At 30.3% G+C, this 20639-nt stretch carries 10 protein-coding genes; 3 read left to right on the top strand and 7 right to left on the bottom strand.

The genetic code is table 11. The features are described 5' to 3' along the window. Window position 1: 1 nt before the first annotated feature. From mraY to ftsI, 4 genes are read right to left on the bottom strand one after another with little or no spacing between them, the layout of a single operon-like run. The gene (gene mraY / locus ERCIPICE3303_RS01840; protein ID WP_157991032.1) at window positions 2–1084 is read right to left on the bottom strand and encodes a phospho-N-acetylmuramoyl-pentapeptide-transferase; all 1083 of its coding nucleotides are present in this window, start codon (window positions 1082–1084) and stop codon (window positions 2–4) included. Next, entirely contained in the window at window positions 1069–2439 is a 1371-nt protein-coding gene (murF, locus tag ERCIPICE3303_RS01835) for a UDP-N-acetylmuramoyl-tripeptide--D-alanyl-D-alanine ligase (RefSeq protein WP_157991031.1), read from the bottom strand. Before murF ends, mraY begins: the two co-directional genes overlap by 16 nt. Beyond that, window positions 2436–3923 carry a UDP-N-acetylmuramoyl-L-alanyl-D-glutamate--2,6-diaminopimelate ligase gene (gene murE, locus ERCIPICE3303_RS01830; protein ID WP_157991030.1) on the bottom strand — a complete coding sequence of 496 codons (1488 nt, stop codon included), beginning with the start codon at window positions 3921–3923 and terminating at the stop codon, window positions 2436–2438. The genes murF and murE overlap by 4 nt, the downstream gene beginning before the upstream one ends. Continuing rightward, window positions 3924–5681, bottom strand: coding sequence for a peptidoglycan glycosyltransferase FtsI (gene ftsI, locus ERCIPICE3303_RS01825; protein WP_157991029.1), 1758 nt, complete (start codon window positions 5679–5681; stop codon window positions 3924–3926). A 4018-nt stretch (window positions 5682–9699) separates the two neighbouring features. On the opposite strand from ftsI, the gene ERCIPICE3303_RS01820 reads away from it, so the two are divergent. From ERCIPICE3303_RS01820 to nfo, 3 genes are all read left to right on the top strand, one after another. Then, entirely contained in the window at window positions 9700–9882 is a 183-nt protein-coding gene (locus tag ERCIPICE3303_RS01820; RefSeq protein WP_157991028.1) for a hypothetical protein, read from the top strand. A 643-nt stretch (window positions 9883–10525) separates the two neighbouring features. Next, the gene (gene mepM / locus ERCIPICE3303_RS01815; protein WP_157991027.1) at window positions 10526–11851 is read left to right on the top strand and encodes a murein DD-endopeptidase MepM; all 1326 of its coding nucleotides are present in this window, start codon (window positions 10526–10528) and stop codon (window positions 11849–11851) included. Window positions 11852–12750: 899 nt separating this feature from the next. Continuing rightward, window positions 12751–13617 carry a deoxyribonuclease IV gene (gene nfo / locus ERCIPICE3303_RS01810; RefSeq protein WP_157991026.1) on the top strand — a complete coding sequence of 289 codons (867 nt, stop codon included), beginning with the start codon at window positions 12751–12753 and terminating at the stop codon, window positions 13615–13617. 68 nt (window positions 13618–13685) lie between these two features. On the opposite strand, the gene fruA is transcribed toward nfo, so the two are convergent. Genes fruA through fruB form a run of 3 tightly spaced genes read right to left on the bottom strand, consistent with a single transcriptional unit; the run spans window position 13686 to window position 17472 of the window. Next, the gene (gene fruA, locus ERCIPICE3303_RS01805) at window positions 13686–15374 is read right to left on the bottom strand and encodes a PTS fructose transporter subunit IIBC (protein WP_157991025.1); all 1689 of its coding nucleotides are present in this window, start codon (window positions 15372–15374) and stop codon (window positions 13686–13688) included. Continuing rightward, window positions 15371–16333 (bottom strand): 1-phosphofructokinase, encoded by a 963-nt coding sequence (gene fruK, locus ERCIPICE3303_RS01800; RefSeq protein ID WP_157991024.1) that lies wholly within the window; start codon window positions 16331–16333, stop codon window positions 15371–15373. The genes fruA and fruK overlap by 4 nt, the downstream gene beginning before the upstream one ends. Next, complete coding sequence (fruB, locus tag ERCIPICE3303_RS01795) at window positions 16330–17472, bottom strand: fused PTS fructose transporter subunit IIA/HPr protein (protein WP_157991023.1); 1143 nt, start codon at window positions 17470–17472, stop codon at window positions 16330–16332. The genes fruK and fruB overlap by 4 nt, the downstream gene beginning before the upstream one ends. Window positions 17473–20639 lie beyond the last annotated feature (3167 nt).

Below are 20639 nucleotides of genomic sequence, written 5' to 3'. Positions count from 1 at the left end.
ACTATCGTGCCTTTAGGGTTGCTAATCCGATAAACACCAATATTAGTGTTATAATCCAAAAACGTATAATAATACGTGGTTCTGGATATCCTTTTAATTCATAATGATGGTGAATCGGAGCCATCTTAAAAATACGATGACCGCGTAATTTAAAGAAAAGGACTTGAAGAATGACTGACAGAGTTTCTAAAACAAATACCCCTCCCATAATTAGAAGTAAAAACTCTTGTCGTAATAGTATTGAGATTGTACCAAGTGCGCCTCCTAAGGCTAATGATCCTACATCTCCCATAAAAATTTGAGCTGGATAAGTATTAAACCACAAAAAACCTAATCCAGATCCAGTGATTGTAGTGCAGACAATAACCAGTTCTTTAGCATGCTTTATATAGGGGATGTTGAGGTATTCAGAATATTGCACATTGCTAGTTACCCATGCTACCAATGCAAATCCTGCAGAAATAAATACTATTGGCATGATAACTAGACCATCAAGCCCATCTGTTAGATTGACGGCATTACTAGTGCCTACTATAACAAAGTATGCTAGAAGCAAATATAAAACGCCTGATTGTGGTACAATATTTTTAAAAAATGGCAGAACGAGATCCGTTGCAAACGTGTCTTTACCGACAAGACACATAATACTACATAAGGTTAATGCAATCACAGATTGAAAGATATACTTCCAGCGAGGAAGTAGTCCTTGATTGTTAGTATCTTTGACTTTGAGATAATCATCGATAAAACCAACAAAACCGTAACTAATAAGAATATAAATCACAAGAAAAACGTATAGGTTAAATGGATTACTCCAGATTAGAATGGGAGCAATGATGGAAATAAGTATGATAATACCTCCCATTGTTGGGGTGCCGTTTTTTATACAGTGTGATTTTGGTCCATCACTACGTATGACTTGGCGAATCGCTTGTGTCTTTAAGCGAGAGATAATGAATGGTCCTATCAATAAAGCTAAGAAAAAAGAAGTTAGAAAACTAATTATAGCCCGGAAGGTTAGAGAGGATAGAACATTAAAACCAGAATAAAAAGTCGTGAGATATTCTGTTAGGTAAATAAACATACATCTTGTTCCTGTAAAATACGGACAATCTGTTCCATTGACATGCTACGCGATCCTTTTACTAGTATAGTTATTTGGTGATGCAAGATCAATAATTCGCAAGATCGAGCGGCTAGAGTAGTTAGATCACAAAAGTGTTCACCTACGCCACTATTATGAGAAATATGATAACTTAGTGTGCCTATGCTTAATACTTTTTCAATACTGGTAGCGTTTATCATAAATCCTATTTGAGCATGGTATTTATCGGCATTGCTCCCAAGTTCTTTAATGTCACCGACAATAAGAACACGATATCCGGGCATGGTTTTTAAAAAATTTATAGCAGAAATCATAGATCCCATATTGGCATTATAACTATCATCAATTAATAATTTATTTTTATTTAACATGACTGGAAAGAGACGACCCTCTATTCCTTTGAAGTTATTTAATCCATAAGAAATAGCACTTAATGGTGCACCGATAGAGAGTGCTAATGCACTGGAAGCTAGTGCATTAGCAATGTTATGCTCTCCCAATACCTGAAGTATGATTTCTACAGATCCTGCAGGTGAGTGAAGAATAAAACGTGTCCCATGAATACTAGAAATAATATTAGATGAATAAAAATCACTATCTTGTTTTTTATGTAAAGAAAATCTCCAAATATTTTGTTGATGTAATAGTAATTGCCAATTTATCCAGTCGTTACTATCAGAATTAATAATCGCAGTTCCATTAATTGATAGGGCGTTAAAAATTTCTCCTTTCCCTTGAGCAATGCCTTCAATTGTTTCAAAACCTTCTAAATGTGAAACTGAAATATTATTTATTAGTACGCTATCTGGTTGTATTAGATCAGAAGTATAGGTAATCTCACCTTTAGTTTGAGCGCCTAATTCAATAACTGCATATTCATGAATAGGTCTAAGACGTAATAGTGTAATTGGTACTCCAAGTGCATTGTTTAAATTACCATGAGTATATAATGTTTTTCCGCATTGTTGTAGAATAGCCGCTGTCATTTCTTTTACTGATGTTTTTCCAGATGATCCGGTGATAGCAACAATGCGTGCCTTAGACTTCTTACGAAACCATACTGATAAATTTTCTAATGCAATCCGTGTGTCTTTGACAACTAAATGAGGAAATCCTATTGATAAAGGTTTGTTAACTACACAACAGGCGCATCCGGCATTAATAGCATTATGGATAAAATTATGTGCATCGTAATTTTTTCCTTGTAAAGCTATAAATAAACTACCCTTTTTTGCTTTTCGTGTATCAATTGAAATTGACGAAATAGAAATATTTTTACCATATAGTCTACCATTAGTTATTACCGCTATTGTTTGTAAGGTAATAGGCATCATTCTTTCATTCCAATAAGATGAGCAACTGTGTATCGATCAGAATAACTAAAATTTTTAGTACCAATTATCTGATAATTTTCATGACCTTTTCCTGCAAGGAAAATGATGTCTGTGTTTTGTGCTGTTCTAACTGCGTAAGAAATAGCTTCTATGCGATTCATAATTATTTTGGCGCGACTGTTATGAATGAGTCCACTTAATATATCATTGATAATTTTATTAGGGTTTTCTTTACGAGGGTTATCATTAGTAATAATGATTACATCAGATAATTTCTCAGCAATAGCTCCCATTAAGGCTCTTTTATTTTTATCACGATCTCCACCACATCCAAAAATACACCATAGTTTCCCTTTACAGTATAATCTTAATGTTACAAGTGCTTGTTTTAGGGCATCGGGTGTATGGGCATAATCTACTATTATTGTTGGTTTATCCCTTCTTTTAAAGAATTCCATGCGACCGGGTGGAGGCTGTAATTGACTAGCAGTGTTTATTAATTTTTCAAGTGGATATGATAAAGAGAGAAGTGTAGCTAAGGATATTAATAAGTTACTAACATTAAATGAACCTATTAGACAACTCTTAAGGAAACCATTCCCCCAGATAGATTGAAAATGAACATTAACCCCATGTTCATAATATTTAATTTTAGTTGCATTTAACCATTGTTTATGGCTGTTGATCTGATATCTATCATTTATACTGACTGCAACTGCGTTTGGTAATTTTAGAATCCATTTTTTTCCAACTGGATCATCAGTATTAATAATGATTTTTTCAGTTTTATGTTTAGCAAACAGAAGCCATTTAGCATCTTCATAACGCGAAATATCACCATGATAGTCAAGATGCTCATGGCTAAGATTAGTAAACACTGTTGCTGCAAAATTTAGAGCCGATACACGTCCCTGAATCAAACCATGTGAAGAGAGTTCCATAATCACAAGATTTACAGTTTTTTCTAAACAGCTCATCAAGAATCGCTGGATATCTATAGAAGAACTAGTTGTGTTTGTTGCATGTTCTAGTTCTCCGTATAGACCATTTCCATTTGTTCCCATTATAGCGCTTGATTGACCTATTAGTGAAACCCATTGTGCTATTAGATGTGTAATGGTAGTTTTACCATTAGTTCCAGTTACACCAATCACAGGTATTTTGTTACTTGGATCTTGATAGAATCGGCCAGCAAGAAAAGATAGATAATGTGGAAGGTCTTTTAAATAAAGAATCGGAACACCATGTATGTCTCTGATTTTCCCATTGTCTGTTTTAGTATCAGTTTCAGCAATGACTGCGACTGCACCTTGGGAAATAGCTTGAGAAATAAACAAACGGCCATCATGATCATGACCTTTAATGGCTACAAATAGATCACCTGGTTTGATGTTACGGCTATCTAGCTTTATTTCTTTTAATCTGTAATCTGGTGCGTTAGATATCCATGGGCTAAGTAATTCGTTTAAATTATGATTTTTCACTCATTTCTCATTCTTGTTCATTGTTGTTGTTTGTGGATTTGTATCTGGTAGAGCATCTGGTTCGATATTCATAATTTGGAGGACGCTACTCATGATTGCGCTAAAAACTGGGGCTGAAACCGTACCGCCATAATACTTACCAGATCGAGGATCATTGACTACTACAACTAATGCAAAACGAGGCTTACTTGCAGGCGCAACACCTGCAGTATAAGCGATGTATCTTTGAATAAACTTACCGCTTAAGCCTACTTTTTTAACTGTACCCGTTTTAATCGCAACTCGATAACCTTTAATGGCTGCTTTAATGCCCCCTCCTCCTGGTAATGCGACGCTTTCCATCATATGGAGTACTGTTCGTATCAGTGGTTCGGGAAAAATACGTTGTCCCAATACTGGTGGCGTAACTTTTACTATTGATAGTGGTCGATAAATACCATAACTACCAAATGTTGCATATACTCGTGCTAATTGTAATGGTGTTACCATTAGCCCATACCCAAAAGAGAGGGTAGCTCTTTCTAGATCTGACCAGTGATTTTTTTTAGGATAGAGTCCTTTTCTCTCTCCAACTAGACCTAAGTTTGTTGCTTGTCCTAATCCAAATAGTGAATAAGTATTTAGTAGATCATTCACAGGCATGGCAAGAGCTAGTCGTGATACACCAACATTAGATGATTTCTGCAGTATGCCAGTTAACGTTAATTCATTATAGAATGCTACATCTCGAATTTCATGGTGATTTAGGCGAAAAGGAACAGTATTTAAAATACTGTCTTCATTGACAATACCATTTTGAAGAGCGGTAATAATTACCATTGGTTTGACTGTAGATCCTGGTTCAAATACGTCTGTAATCGCACGGTTACGCATCATATCTTTCGTGGTATCATTTAGATTATTTGGATTATATGCTGGGCTGTTAGCCATTGCTAGAACTTCTCCGGTAAGCACATCAAGAAGGACAGCTGTACCGGATTCTGCTTTATTACAGATAACTGCATTAGTAAGTTCGCGATATACTTGGGTTTGAAGACGTTCATCAATACTCAGTATAAGGTTATGTGCATCTTCACCATTGACGGATAAAATATCTTCAATCACTTCTCCACAGCGATCTTTTCGCACTATACGTAACCCAGGGTGACCTGTTAGCCATTTATCAAAACTTTTTTCAACACCTTCAATACCCTGTCCATCAATATTCGTAATACCAATCAGGTGAGATGCAATATTTCCGGCAGGATAATAGCGTCGTGACTCTTCACGAACAAAAATACCTGGTAGTTTTAATTTTTGGATGTATTCGCTAATATCTAGATTAATTTGACGAGCTAAATATACAAAGCGATTATTTGGATTTGCACGGATTAGATCTTCTAATTTATTTATAGGAATAGAAAGTGCATTGGATAATGCTATCCAACGATGATCTGTTTTTATTCCCCCTGCATCGCATAATACTTTGGGGTCAATGAGAATGGCATGGGTTGGAACGCTCACAGCTAGAGGGCGTCCTTCCCGATCACTGATCATTCCACGTGATCTTTGAAGAATTTGTACACGTAGTGATCGCTTATCTCCTTCGTGTACTAATGGATTAAAATTAATAATTTGTAACCACCCAACTCGCAGTAGTAATGTAAGCATACCAAAAAAAATAAAAACATAGAGACAAGAAAAACGCCAGTAAGTAAAGATAATTTGTTTTTTTATTGGCTTAAAGTAATTCTTATATTTTTTTGGCTGATTGCTCATTTATTGCCTGTTGCTTGATTATTGATTAAGAATATTATTGATTTGATCATCTCTTAAATATGAAACATATAGATTAGTAGTATTTTTATAATTCATCTGACAATACATTTCTAACTGTAGTTTGTCAGGCATAAGATCTATTTCTTCAAATTTAATATAGATATATCCAATATACTCTTTATACATACGATGATTAGTAATTTTGAAAATTTAATCATTTTTATTAAAAGAGAAATAATTAGTAGCTTACAGAGTTAAGATTTTTTATCAAAGAAAGATTCTAGATCATAATATGATAGATAGCATGAGATATGGTTATTTAATTAATTATCACTTAATAGATTGTATTAAGATTTAAGTTTTTATGATAAGATTTTAGATCTAAATATACTATAAGTTCTATTTGCTAAAAATATATAGAGATTCAGTTGATATAAATTATTGATTGTAATCTGTATCTGCAGTTATATATATAAATATAATTTATAACTATAATATTTCTTTTAATTGAAGAAAACAATAACCTATTTCACTAGTCAGATATAATTGACTAGTGAAATAGAGATATGTTTTTAAGATATGTAGTATCTATAGAAATAGATTGACTTAACAGAATGTATAAAATTGATTAGACAATTAATATTTAATCAATAAAAATTAAGAATACATAAAAAATTGTAATTATTTCTGAATGAATAAGATTTTTTATTTTTTTAATAAAAACAGAAACTAATTAAAAATTTTTTTAAACTAGAGGGATATTGTTTAGTATGTCTAATACTGTTAATTTTTTATTCATAAAATAGTCAATGATTATGTTAAAAATTGTATTGAGGTCTAATGTACTATGCGATATAGATATTTATTAAAATTGATAAAAATTTTTGTTATCATTATAATCTACTAATGTTTTAAAAAACGTAGAAAATCCAATCTTTGTATTAAATTACTATGTTTTATGTATTGTTTTAATCTATTTTCTAATTTTATTTATAAGATTAATCTATTATTTATAATTGTAAAAACACTATATAGAGAATAAATTATTATAGATTAACTTATCGGCTATTATATATTTTTATCATGTTTATGATATTAAGTAGTTTTGATATTATTTATAAGGACTAATATCAAAAATATTTAATCATATGTAAGATTGATTTTTTATATTTTTATAATTTTTATAGAGTGGTCCTAACTTAGTATTTGGTCATAAAAAAATTGAGAAACAATTCTTAGAATTGTTTCATTGATAAATCATACTCTTTCATTATAGAAATAGAGGGTCTATATGTAATTATTCATGCTTTTTATATTGAATATCTTCTTTAATTAGAGTAAAACTCATTTCGTCTAGTTATAGAAGAAAACTTTATGATGAGTTGGAAGTGATATATTAAAGATAATTAAATCATCTAACGAGGTGATTAAATAAACTTAAATATATTTAAGATTTAAATTTATAAAATAAATATGTAGCTTAATAATATGAATTTTCTAGATTTAGGATGTATATCTATTATTATACTGATAAAATTTAATTTTTTTAATTATCTTCTTCTTAGAAGAAATAAAGACTGATTTAAGATTAAGAAAAAATATTATTATGATGAGATTAATAGTATACAAAGATATTATCTTTTATTATGTTTCTAACATTACAATCTTGTAATTAGTTATTTATTCTCAATAAAAAGCTAATCATAAATTAGTAAGGTCCTACATCTTAAATAACTTATATCGATGTATTTTGTGTATATAGTACGTGATTTGAAAATTATGAAAAGCATTAATGATATTTGACTTAATTATGACTAATATCCGTATATAATTGGGTCATTTGATAAATTAAAAATAAGATTTATTATCTAATTTTCTCACTATATGAACAAAGTATATAAAAAACTTAATTACATTCAGTTACTCCGTTTGTTCGTATAAAAAACTTTGTATAAGATTAATAGTTTTTATTAAATCGTATTTTGTATTTAAAAGATCATTGAGTTATTCATAAAATCAGGTGTGATTAAAACCATAATTTATTCTGAGTATACAATATGTTTTATCTTCTTTATTCTGAATAGACAATGTTAGATATTTATAATTAAAACTATTTTTATAATAAAATAGTTTGTTGTAGATTTTTAATCTTTTTATTCTAAACACATGTTTTTGTTAGACTATTTTAAGTCTACACGAATATTAGGTTTGTTATGTCATATTATTGATATTTCTACTTTTTATTACTCAATTATTATGATTTTGTATTTACGTTGTTAGTTTGTCAGTTGTTTAATATAAATGTTAATACTATATCTAAAGTTACTTGCGGTCCTACCGGAGTATTATAGTATGCTAGTATCATTAATTTATCTGTAACAGCTAGCATGTCTATCAGAACTGTTATAATGATCACTTATGAGGAAGATATAGTAAATTGATGTATATAACTACTAGAATAATTAGTAACAACGTAATCATTAATGATCAAATAAACTACATTAATATTCTAATCGTTAGTGAAGTTATGATAATTGCAGTGATTTCAATTTATTGAATCTTTATATCACCTATCTTAGTTAGATTAGAACTCATAGTTAGAGTTAGTCATGCTCTCTAATTCTATATCAAGAATATTAGTATTAAACTTATATTAATTAACATGATCCATAAATTATTGAACATCATTTTTAGTCAATCACTCAACAGGTATGCAAGCCAGTCAGAATAAGAATTGAAAATAAGACTAACAAGAATTAGTTCTAGTAATAAAGCTTTGTAAATGAGTATTCCTAATAACTTATTTAGTGTTAGATATGAGTAATATACTCTAACTCCACTGGTATAAACGATCATAAATAGGTTACAGAAATTACTGAATAGAAAAGATTCGTGTTGAGTAGTAACGACAAACCCCAAGTAATAAAGCATATACTAAGGTGCTAACCAAGGATAATTCTTGACGCTAAATGATAAAAGAATCAAGAGCATCTTTTATTGGCCTTAATTGAGAACTTTTGTAATCTCTTCTAGAAATAATAATTCAATCATCGAGGTACAATATTTTCTTACATATTATATTATATTTCTACCTATAAATTATAATAATAAATATAATTATAATATCGATCAATTTCTAATTGTTCTGTACTAAGATCACGAATAGAGATCAATTCTGATTATTGTAATATCGTTTGTGATGCAGTAAGAGTACAGATTGAATGATTCAAGAATACACCTTAATTGTTTATCTATACTTAAATGTAAATCATGTGAAAATTTAAATACTAAAATTTAGTTGACGTCAAAGCTAATTGATTAAATCATGTAGATATAACTGAATCATTCACATTAATACCTTAAGTAGGTTCATCAAGAACTAATAGTTGCAGTCAGTTCAATAATGGACATGTTAGAAATGTTCTCTTCCTTGCCTCCTCTAAAGAGATTTTAATGAGAATATGTAATAAGACATTCTTCTGATACGTGTTTCAAAATAAAAAATATCGCTGTATTCCACTACAAGTCGAAATAAGATACAACACTTTATGCTTATAAGGAGAATAAAATTAAGAAGGATCTGTTATGGAATGAATCTTATACAGAGTTTTTTGTAGTATTCTAGAATCTAGAACTGGATCTGATTAATTCTAATACTATAGTATTATAGTATGTTTTCCGGCGCAATTTTGGCCAAATAATGTTATTATCTCATAAATCTAGCTGTACTAATATATTAATCAGTACTGGATGTGCGATAAAATTCACTGAAATTTTGATGACATTAATCTATATAGACATAATATCGAGTATATTTTAATAGTATGTTGCTAACAAGACATTTGATATCAGGATAGAATAAAGTGTTATGCTATATTAACAATTGAGTGTAATTAAAAAAGATAGGATTGTTATTCTCATATTTTTATTGAGTCAAACTGAAGTAGTTATTGGTTTTTCCATAAAATCTATAGGTTTTATTTCTGATTTCATCACTTATAGTATAGTTATAATTAAAATGATTTTACCGAACGATTCGTCAGTTCATGATTATTCACTGAATCTATCAGATGTTAAGCATATAAAGGACGTAGAACTCATTATTTTGTTTTCTACTAAGGTGGAAGAATTAATGACTAATTGTGTTCAAACTGTACACATAGATACAAAAATTGAGATAGATTTATTATCTAATATTTAATCTTTATTACTATAAAGCGCTACTAACAGTTATCGATCATATCTAGATTTCTCTTCTTTGAAAGAAGAAGATGAATCTTATTAAGGATAAAAATAAACACAATGATAGTCAACATAATATATATTTTTTAGCATGACCGGAATTTTATAGAAAAACAACTATTCGGATTCATAAAAATTATTGAAAATTATGCCTATACATTATCATTAATTAGATGCTAATCTTCAGCACTTTGAGTCTTTCATATGTATGAATGACGCACATATCTATAAACCAACTATTCCGATCTAAAGATTAAGGCTACTTTGTTTTGCATAATGAACAGGAATATTTTGAACAATATTACGGTTTTACTTTATTAGGATGTTTGACTGTGAATCCAGAAATTCAACTAGAAGCATAGCGTTTGCATAAGATATGGAGCTCATTGATCGAAAATAAGGTTATATATTTTTTCTGAACTTCAATTTAGGTTAACGGTAGTAAAGACAATTTTTATGGGAACTCCAATATATACAGGTACTTTAGATTTTATGAGTACAGGTGTTTATCTCAGGGAGGGTAACTATGTTTAATTTCGTATTTAGATATCGGACTAGTATATGAATTTTCTCAAAGGAGATTAAAGCAAAGGAAGTCGTACGTGCAGAAAACACTCAACTCTCTTAAGCTAGAGTTTAATAGTTTTTCCTATTTTTACCGCATTATATTAAGTGTACTTGCTGTAGTAAGCCTAATGATTTTTATATGGAATACTTGTACTCATAATGTCATTATAGCAAGCCTTAAAGTTAATTACCCTCACTTCGAGCAAGATGTTTTTAATATTTCTTTTCCTTCAGATAGCGAGCCTATTGATACGGAAAACTTCGTTACAGAAGATGATCCTCCAAAAGATGAATTTGATAATGATATTCCTAGTGAGATTGGAAATCACGACTACATCGTTGCTTCTGGAGATACACTGAGCAGCATATTAAATCAATATGGTATTGAAATGCCAGATATTAGACAGTTAGTAAAAGCTGATCGACATCTATATTCTTTAAAAATCGGACAAAAATTCTCATGGACCTTAAATACTGATAGTCAGTTACAACGTGTAGTTTGGGAGGTGTCTCGCCGAGAAAGCCGTCGGTACGATCGTATACAAGATAAGTTTAAATTATCTGTATTATTAAAAACTGGAACGTGGCAGCGTGATAGGTTAACAGTTGTAGTTAACGGTAGTTTTATTAATAGTGCTAAATTGGCTGGGTTGAGTAATAGTGAAATTAGTGAAGTCATTAAATCTTTACAGTGGCAAATAGATTTTCGAAAACTCCGTGATGGTGATTATTTTAAGGTTTTAACTATGCGCGAAATGCTAGACGGCCAAAGACAACAAAGTGAATTAATTGCAGTTAATTTACGTAGCTCTGGAAAAAATTATTATGCTATTCGTGCTGCTGATGGAAAATTTTATGATCGTCGTGGATCAGGTTTAACTAGTGGTTTCATGCGGTTTCCTACGATTAGACGTTATCGTATTTCATCTCAATTTAATCCACGACGTTCTAATCCAGTGACTGGCCGTATTGCACCACATAAAGGTGTAGATTTTGCTGTACCTATAGGTACACCTATTTTTTCGGTAGGAGATGGTGAGGTGATGGTATCTAAATCTAGTGGTGCGGCCGGGAATTATGTAGCTATACGTCACGGTCGACAATATATGACACGGTATATGCATTTAAAAACTCTTCTTGTAAGGGCAGGAGAGAGAGTTAAGCGTGGTCAGTGTATTGCATTTTCTGGTAATACTGGTCGGTCAACTGGACCTCATGTTCATTTTGAAATCTGGATAAATAATCATGCTGTAAATCCTTTAACCGCTAGACTTCCTTGCATGAGAGGAATAAGTGGTGAAGCGCGTCAAAATTATTTAGATAGAGTAAACGAGGCTCTACTGCAGTTTAATAGTAGATAGTGAAGTATTCTAATAATACTTCATAACATATTTTATTATTTAAGTAATAATGTCATTAACTTTTTACTGTGAAAGATATACTGAATCTTTTCTTCTTTAGATATGGGATAGGAATGAATATGTATTTTTTCGCACTTCAAGTCAATATAATAGTGAAAGTCTATTTAAGAATATATGGTCAAAATTCTAGGTTGTATTTCTTTAAAAATAAGAGTTGTTATATGGTTTGATAGATAAGAGATTTGATATTATTTCAGAGTTACAATAAGCTGATTTTAGTACATTATCTATGTAGATTTACAAGAATTTTATTACAATATTAGTCAAGAATAAATCAGTCATCAATAAAACTTTTCATTATTCCAATTGATATTAAAGTTGTTATTGTATCATCTATTAAATATCTTAAAAAGATTCATAAAGATGATGTATCACAGAAAAAAATTTTTGTCAAATTATCTTAAAAGATTAAATAATAGTATTATGTCACTTAGATTTTTAATATTGTTTCATTGTGCTTTCTAATCAATCATTTTATCTTTATAAAATAAAGTAACGGTCTGTCCATCATAAATATGCTAAATATAATTTTAATTAACTCTATAATTTTGAAATAATTTTATCGAAATGAAATTGATGATATCTATTTATTTTATAAAGTAGACATGCTATAGAATTCTATAAATATAAATAACTATATCGTAATTATGATATTAACGTAATTCTTATAACTAATAGTATTAAGAAGCAGATAAAACACTTTAGATATACTTGATGTAGTGTAAATATAGAATTTAAAATATACTCAAATGATATTAGAGGATGACTTCATTATAGAGTAGATTATCTTTCAGTCTACTTTTAGATTATTTATATGGTGTTTGATAGGAATTAAAGTAATGAAATATATTGGAGCGCACGTTAGTGCATTAGGAGGAGTTGATCGAGCGATCGAGCGCGCGTCGGAGATAGAGGCTACGGCCCTTGCTCTTTTTGTCAAAAATCAGAGAAAATGGTTCACACCCCCTCTTACTACAGAAAAAATTGAATCCTTTCGTTTTATTTGTGAGAAAAAAAAATTTAATCCATCCCAAATTATGCCGCATAGCAGTTACTTAATTAATCTCGGTCATCCTACAAGAGAAGGATTGAAAAAATCACGTGATTCTTTTGTTGATGAAGTTATGCGTTGCCAACAATTAGGCCTTAAATTAATAAATTTTCATCCCGGTAGTCATCTACAACAGATACAGGAAAAAAATTGTTTAGCACGTATTTCTGAATCTATTAATATAGTTCTGGATAGAACGCAAGGGATCACCTTAGTTCTTGAAAACACCGCAGGACAAGGGAGCAACCTTGGATTTGATTTTGAGCATTTAGCAGATATTATTGATGCAGTAGAAGATAAATCACGTGTAGGAGTATGCATTGATACATGTCATGCTTTTTCTGCTGGATATGATTTACGTACTAAAACATCTTGTGTAAAAACCTTTTTAGATTTTGATCGTATTGTTGGGTTACATTATTTACGTGGAATACATCTTAATGACTCAAAAAATGAATTAGGTAGTCGAATTGATCGCCATGAAAGTTTAGGTAAGGGAAAAATTGGTCAAGTTGTTTTTAGTTGGTTGATGCAGGATAGTCGCTTCAATCGGATCCCTATGATCTTAGAAACAGCTAATCCTGCACTTTGGAAAAATGAAATTTCTTGGCTCAAATCAGAACAACAATCAACTGGAAAAAATGAAATATTATAATAATTTATTATCAAAAGATATTTTGATTAATCATCAAATTATTAGTTTTTGATAAAGAATGAGAAGAATTAGGCTGTATTACACTTCACTTCTGGATTCTTTAATTGAGCATAAGAAATACCAGCGATCAATGTGCCAACAATGATGGAAATTATATAACCAAATACAGGAGTAATAGCACCAGGAATTAATAGAACAAATAACCCTCCATGAGGGGCTACTAGTTTAGCGCCAATTGCCATAGAGATCGCCCCTGTCACTGCACCGCCAATAGTACAGCAAGGAAGTACACGCATTGGATCACGTGCAGCAAATGGAATAGCACCTTCTGAAATAAAGCATGTACCGAGTATCAACGCTGCTTTTCCCCATTCACGCTGGCTTTGGCTAAATTTTTTTCTCACTAGTAATGTTGCTAGACCCATCGCAAATGGTGGCACAATCCCGGCTGCCATAATAGCAGCCATTGGCGTGTAAGTTTGTGAACTGAGAAACCCTACACCAAAAGAATATGCTACTTTATTTAGTGGGCCACCAATATCAATACACATCATACCACCCAGGATAGCGCCTAAGACTATAGAATTCGCAGTTCCAAGATTTGCTAAGCTATTAGTAAGAATTAACATGATACTAGCAATAGGTTTTCCTATTACATAGATCATTAGTAATCCTGTAATTAAACTAGATATTAGAGGAAGTAATAAGATTGGTTTTAACGATTCTAAGCTTTTTGGAAGATGACACTTTATATTTACGAATTTTACGGTATAACCAGCAATAAATCCAGCAATAATTCCACCAAGAAAACCAGCATTAATACTAGATGCCAGTACTCCACCTATTAAACCTGGTGCTAACCCAGGACGATCAGAAATTGAAAAGGAAATAAAACCTGCGAGTACTGGAATCATTAGAGCAAGAGCAGCTCCGCTTCCGATTTGCATGAGGGTGGATGTCAATGTACTAAATTGATGAACAATAGTGCTACTAACAGCAAATGATAACGCCGTTATTAATCCACCTGCAACCACTAATGGTAACATATAAGAAATACCAGTAAGCAAGTGACGATATGCTCCAGTGTTTTTGTTATTGGTGTTCTTTGTTATTATTTTCCCACCCAAAGTTTGATATGGTTTGGCTTCTACGATAGCCTTATCTAGTTCTTTTGCTGTATTCTTTAACGCTAAGCTAGTTGAAGTATAATATATAAGTTTTTCAGAGAATTTAGATAAATCGACATCAATATCGGCAGCCACTATCACAAGATCAGCCCGCATTACTTCATCATCTGTAATAATGTTGCCTGCACCTACTGAACCACGTGTCTCGACTTTGATCCACCATCCCCGCTTTTTAGCTTCATTATTTATAGCTTCGGCTGCCATAAATGTATGTGCTATACCAGTTGGGCATGCAGTTACTGCTACGATGCGTTTCGTTTTTATCTTAGATTGAGATAGGTTGACTAATTGAGGTTGAGAGATAGAATATAGCTGAGAATCTGTTTGTGCTTTTAATAGAACTTGATCTGGATTATGCAGTAATTGTGAAATATCTACTGGATAAATTCTTTTACCTTGTAGTTGATTGTCTACTGGATTGACTTGACCAACTATAATTATTCTATCGGCTTCTTCTAACTTATCAATTAGAAGAATACCAGATTGTTCTGCAGCTGCTTTAGTTAGGTTCTTCGCCATGTGGCGTGTAGCTAGTCCTAATGAACAATCCATTATTAGCATGGTTTTCATTTCGTCTCCCCAGCTATCATTGTTTGATATGGATGTAAAACAATACGTTCCATCATTGCATCTAGTTTTTTACGATCAGAGATCTCAAGACTGCTTTGGCTAACGGTTAGCGAAGATAATGCAGTTGCTAAACGAAGAGTGTATTCACTTGAGTAATTCATCAAAAGTCCATAAATCATGCCGCCAACCATAGCATCACCCGCTCCAACAGTACTCACAACATTACAATATGGAGGTTTTGCTATCCATTCTTCTTTCGGATTAACCCACACTGCTCCTTCAGGGCCAAGTGATACTACGACATGATGAATGCCTTGTTTTTGGATGTTTCTAGCACAAGAAACAATATCTTTTATAGTTGACAATTTTTTCCCAACTAAGGTTTCTAATTCACGATGGTTAGGTTTTATTAGCCATGGCTTTGCTTCTAGTCCAGCTAGAAGCGCTTCTTGACTACTATCAAATATAATGAAGGGACAACATCTATTCAACTCTCTCATCCACTGACTAAAAGAAGATAACCTAATTCCTGTTGGCAAGCTACCACTAATACAAAGTATATCAAATTTCTTTAACCAGATAAGTGAGTCACTAGCAAAATCCTCCCATGCTTGTTCTGTTAATGAAAAACCAGAGAAGTTCAAATCAGTAAGAGAACCATTTTTTTCAGTAACTTTAACATTAATACGTGTTCGTCCTTCCACCAATATAAAACGATTAGAAAAATTCATTTTAGTGAAAAGTTTCTGAAATCCATCTTGGTTTTCTTTTCCAAGAAAACCACTAACTGTAACATCAATACTAAAATATTTTAATATTTTAGCAACATTAATCCCCTTTCCAGCTGGATAGAGTCCAGTAGTTTTTAGTAAATTTACTTCACCGCAATGAATTTGATTAGTATATCCAACTAAGTCATAGGCCGGATTAAAAGTAATAGTGGCTATATTTTTATTCATACTGGAATCTCTCCAAGTCCAGAAGAAATAGCTGCTTCTACTGTATTTATAAGTTGCTTAGATTCTGATCCTTTAGCAATAAATCGCAAATGATGGCCTTTTTTTGCACCAAGAGCAACAAGCTTCATTAGACTACGTCCATTAGCTGGTTTTCCGTTACCATCAAGATTGATTACACTTACTTCACAGTTAAATTGCTTGATTATATTCACTAATATAGCTCCTGGACGAGCATGTAACCCATGTTCATTACGAATTACAAACTCTTTTACAACTATTTGTTCTTTATCGGAATGACATGATGACTTATTACTAAGTATAGTTATTATTTGTGCAGCATCTCCATTCCATAACTCTAGTGCTTTCTTTTTCACTAATAGAATGCTAAGGTTATCTAGTATACTTAATGGTTGATCATCAGCCATAGAAATTGTCATTAAAAGTGACACCATTTCTCCATTGAGAGAAAATGCGGAGTCTAATCGACTGATAGCGATAGCACTGATTAGATTACCATTAGGACTATCATTGATCCAAATTCCTTGCCCAAGGTTAAGAGGTTTATTTTTAATAATATAAGAAATAAAAGAAGTATCTATTGCGCCTGCCTCTTGGAGAAGTCCGACATTCAGAGCTTGCAGTGTCATCAGATTTTTGGCATTCACATTAGTGGAAATTAGGGAAGAGTCAAATTTCAATCCAGTAGAAAATTTTGCATTCATAAATATACTGCGTAAAGATTCAGCTGTATGAGGAATTTGTAGTTTTTCTATTAGGCATTCATCACTTAATATATGAGTTAATTTTCTTAATAACAATAAATGTTCATCAGATTTGGCCGCAATACCAATGACCATATATACTATTTGAGATTCTCCCCAATCGACTCCTTTAGGAAAATGAAAGACTTGGACACCGGTTTTTAATACAAGATTGCGAGCATCAATTGTTCCATGAGGAATTGCAACACCATTGCCTAAATAAGTAGACATTTGGTTTTCACGCGCTAACATAGAATCTAAGTACTCAGTACTAACGTTTCCGGCTGCAGTCAGCGCAGCGTTGACTTGGTGAATTGCATCTTTTTTATCACGAGCTAATGCTCCAGCTGTGATGGTATTAAGTGCTAATTGCAACATAGTTTGCCTCGCTGCGAAATTTAAATTTTAAGCTTTTTTAAGAGAAAAATGCAACCAAGACGGTTACCAGTTAGCTATAATACTGTTGGACATGATCAATCTATTTTAATAATCGTATTTTACGACTAAAGTAATGTTATAGCTATTATATCAGATTTTATTGTTCACAACATGTTCTCACACGCCTTTTAATCAAAGGATTTGATTATCAAAGTGTTGTACTTACACTTATATGTTCAAGATTGTATCTGTAATTTGATGAACAATCAGTTTAAATCAAGCATTCTATGAATAACTTATTTTACACCAAAAAGAGATATTAGCGTTTTCTAATAGAATAAATATTCTATAATATTAACTGCAGTCTGATATGATTGATAGTATCCAATGATTTTTAGTAAATAAGATGAATATAATATATTCTAGCATGAGATTACATGATTTTATCTTAAATTTAATATGTTTAATTAGTCTAGAGAGACACTTAAATTAATAATATTCACCTTATGAGTAATATATGGTTTACTTTTAAGTTGTTTAAAATTAATTAAAGTCATTTCGAGATGAATACAAAACTAAGTATGATTAAGTAACATACTGTTATTATGTATTATTTATATTTTTAAGTATGTGTTAAGAAATAAAATATTAATAATATTTAAGTATAATAAATACGATGATTAGTCTTATTTGTTTTCATTAAGTAAAAAGTAAGAAATGTCAATTTATTGGAATTAACATCTAACGTTTTTGCATAAGAATTAGTAGATCATAGATGTGTTAAAACAGTTATATTAGGTGGATATTTCTGGTTTTCTATAAAAAATTTCATTTTTTAGATTGTTAATACAACTAATAATTCTGCTATGAGAATACAGAAGAATGTTGAGCTCTAACCAATGAAATTATAAAACGTTAATGATAATGTTTCAGTATACATCCTATTTGATGTGAATCGAAGCAAAAGTACTTATTTTATTTTCATTTTGATGGTTAATTGTGTTATATTTCTTATTTTTTGATAACATATCAAAAAGATCCAGTGTTATATTGTTGATTCTGAAGAGACCAGGTTATTAATTTAAAAAATATAAGAAAGTTTTAATGAATTCCTGCATATTATTAGGGAGGTTTTTCACTTTTAAACGGTTTTTCTGTTTATAATAAAGTAATTTTCATCTTTTAAATTAAAAATATGGGTTCTGTATTCTGTAAATTTTTTAGTTTGTCACTTAGAAAATGTAGATCAGAGTTTTAATTTGTATACAAACCAGTCTTTATGTTAGTTATTAGGTGTTCTACTTTCTTTTTTATTAGCTAGGGTATTAGGTTATCCAAGTGATCATTATTTGATAAAATCATTATACAGATAATTATTTGGACGATGAAAGGCAAATTCGTATAACAAAGGAATTAAAGTATCATGATTCGAAAAGTTAGAAACTATCTGTATCTGTTTATAATATTAGAATAGTTTTATACAAATAAGATTTTATAAAAGACCCTAGAATATTAGGCAGTTAATATTTTAAATTCTTTATTTAGACGATGAGATTTTATTTTTTTATTAAAATCTATAATAAGTTCTAATTCACATAGATCAATATCATATAAATGATTCTGTGTTCAAGATATTTAAAAAATAATATGACAACAAGATATTAGAAATATTAATCTATATACTAACAAATAGAAAAATCTTGTATTTAACAAATAATTTATAAAAATTTGTATCGTTTGAAACGCTATGAAGTATAGTCAGGAAAATAGTAGTATCACCTTGGTATTAATTATAATGTATAAGTGAAGAGTGAATATTAGATTAATATGTAAGGATAAGATTTTTAGTATATTATTGTGAGGAACTACGATGGTTTTCTATAATTTAGATTACAATATTAATGTTTAGGATATTGTCTATTTTGCAATTTTGATATGAATTTTGATAAACTAAATAAACAATATCTTTAATAAAATATTTTTATTACTTATTAATAATATAGGATTTGTTTCCTTGAAAGCAATTTTGTTTTATATGCTCTAAATATAGTTAAGAACTATAGATATATAATCAATTTGATTTTCTCTACGAAGAAGAAAAAAATTTTTGATTATTACTTTACAATAATTTCAGATAAAATATTATATTTCATGAGAGTATGCATTAGGTATTTTAATCCAAATCATAAACAGGAAGATTTGAAAATAGGATAAAATATTGATTTTTATTTTTCAGAGGTATATTTTACTCAATTAATATAATTAGAATATAATTAATTGTTACTATACAAGGTATTTATATTATATGAGAGAAAGATATGTTATTCGGTTTTATTTAAATATTTACAGTATTTATAATATATTTATCTTAAATTGTTGTTTTTAATTAAATAAAGATAGAGATATTTCTCATTTTTGTTAGAACTTTCATTTTAAGCGAACAGGTAATTATATTTGATGAAAGATATAAATGATGTAATTTAATTACATGGTCAGATTATATCCATGAGTTAACAATTATGATTTTCTTAGACATTTTAGATTCTGATCTAACATTCTATCAGATCATCATACTCAATATTTTCATGCAACTTGAATTTATATCAAGAAACAAGATTATTACCATTACTCAATAGTAGGGAATAGTTAATAATTTTGATGGGTATATATCTATTTCAACAATTTTAGTTAATAAATGTCTTATTTTTGTTTTATTATAGATCCTATCTAGATGCAATGATTTTTTATATAAGATTTCTACCCCTTCTTGATAAGAAAGAAATATAATTCACTCAAATAAAGAAAATTCATAGATGCAATTAATTATTTTTTGAGATCACTAGTTAAGTTAATATATATGTATATTTTAATAGGATATGTATTGATAGCGATCATAGATCTACTCTACAATATAGATTGTTCATATAGTTTTATACTGTAATTAAAGTAATGATATTGATTCTTAACACTCATATAATATATAATTATATTTAGTATGATCTTAGATACAGAGGTATCTAATTAATGTTTTAATATTTAGTTTTCTAATATTCTGTTTTATCATTTAGTGTTGATAGAATTGTAAAATGAGATCTGGTTTATTAGATTGTAATCTGTCTAAAGATAAGCTAGGATAGTGTGAGTATTCTGGAATGATAGATTGGACT

The sequence above is a fragment of the Candidatus Erwinia haradaeae genome, assembly GCF_900699015.1.
GTDB classification, from domain to species: Bacteria; Pseudomonadota; Gammaproteobacteria; order Enterobacterales; family Enterobacteriaceae; genus Erwinia_E; species Erwinia_E haradaeae_E.
The sequence above is the reverse complement of the archived record's forward strand: the minus strand, read 5'-3'. Positions and strand labels throughout refer to the sequence as shown.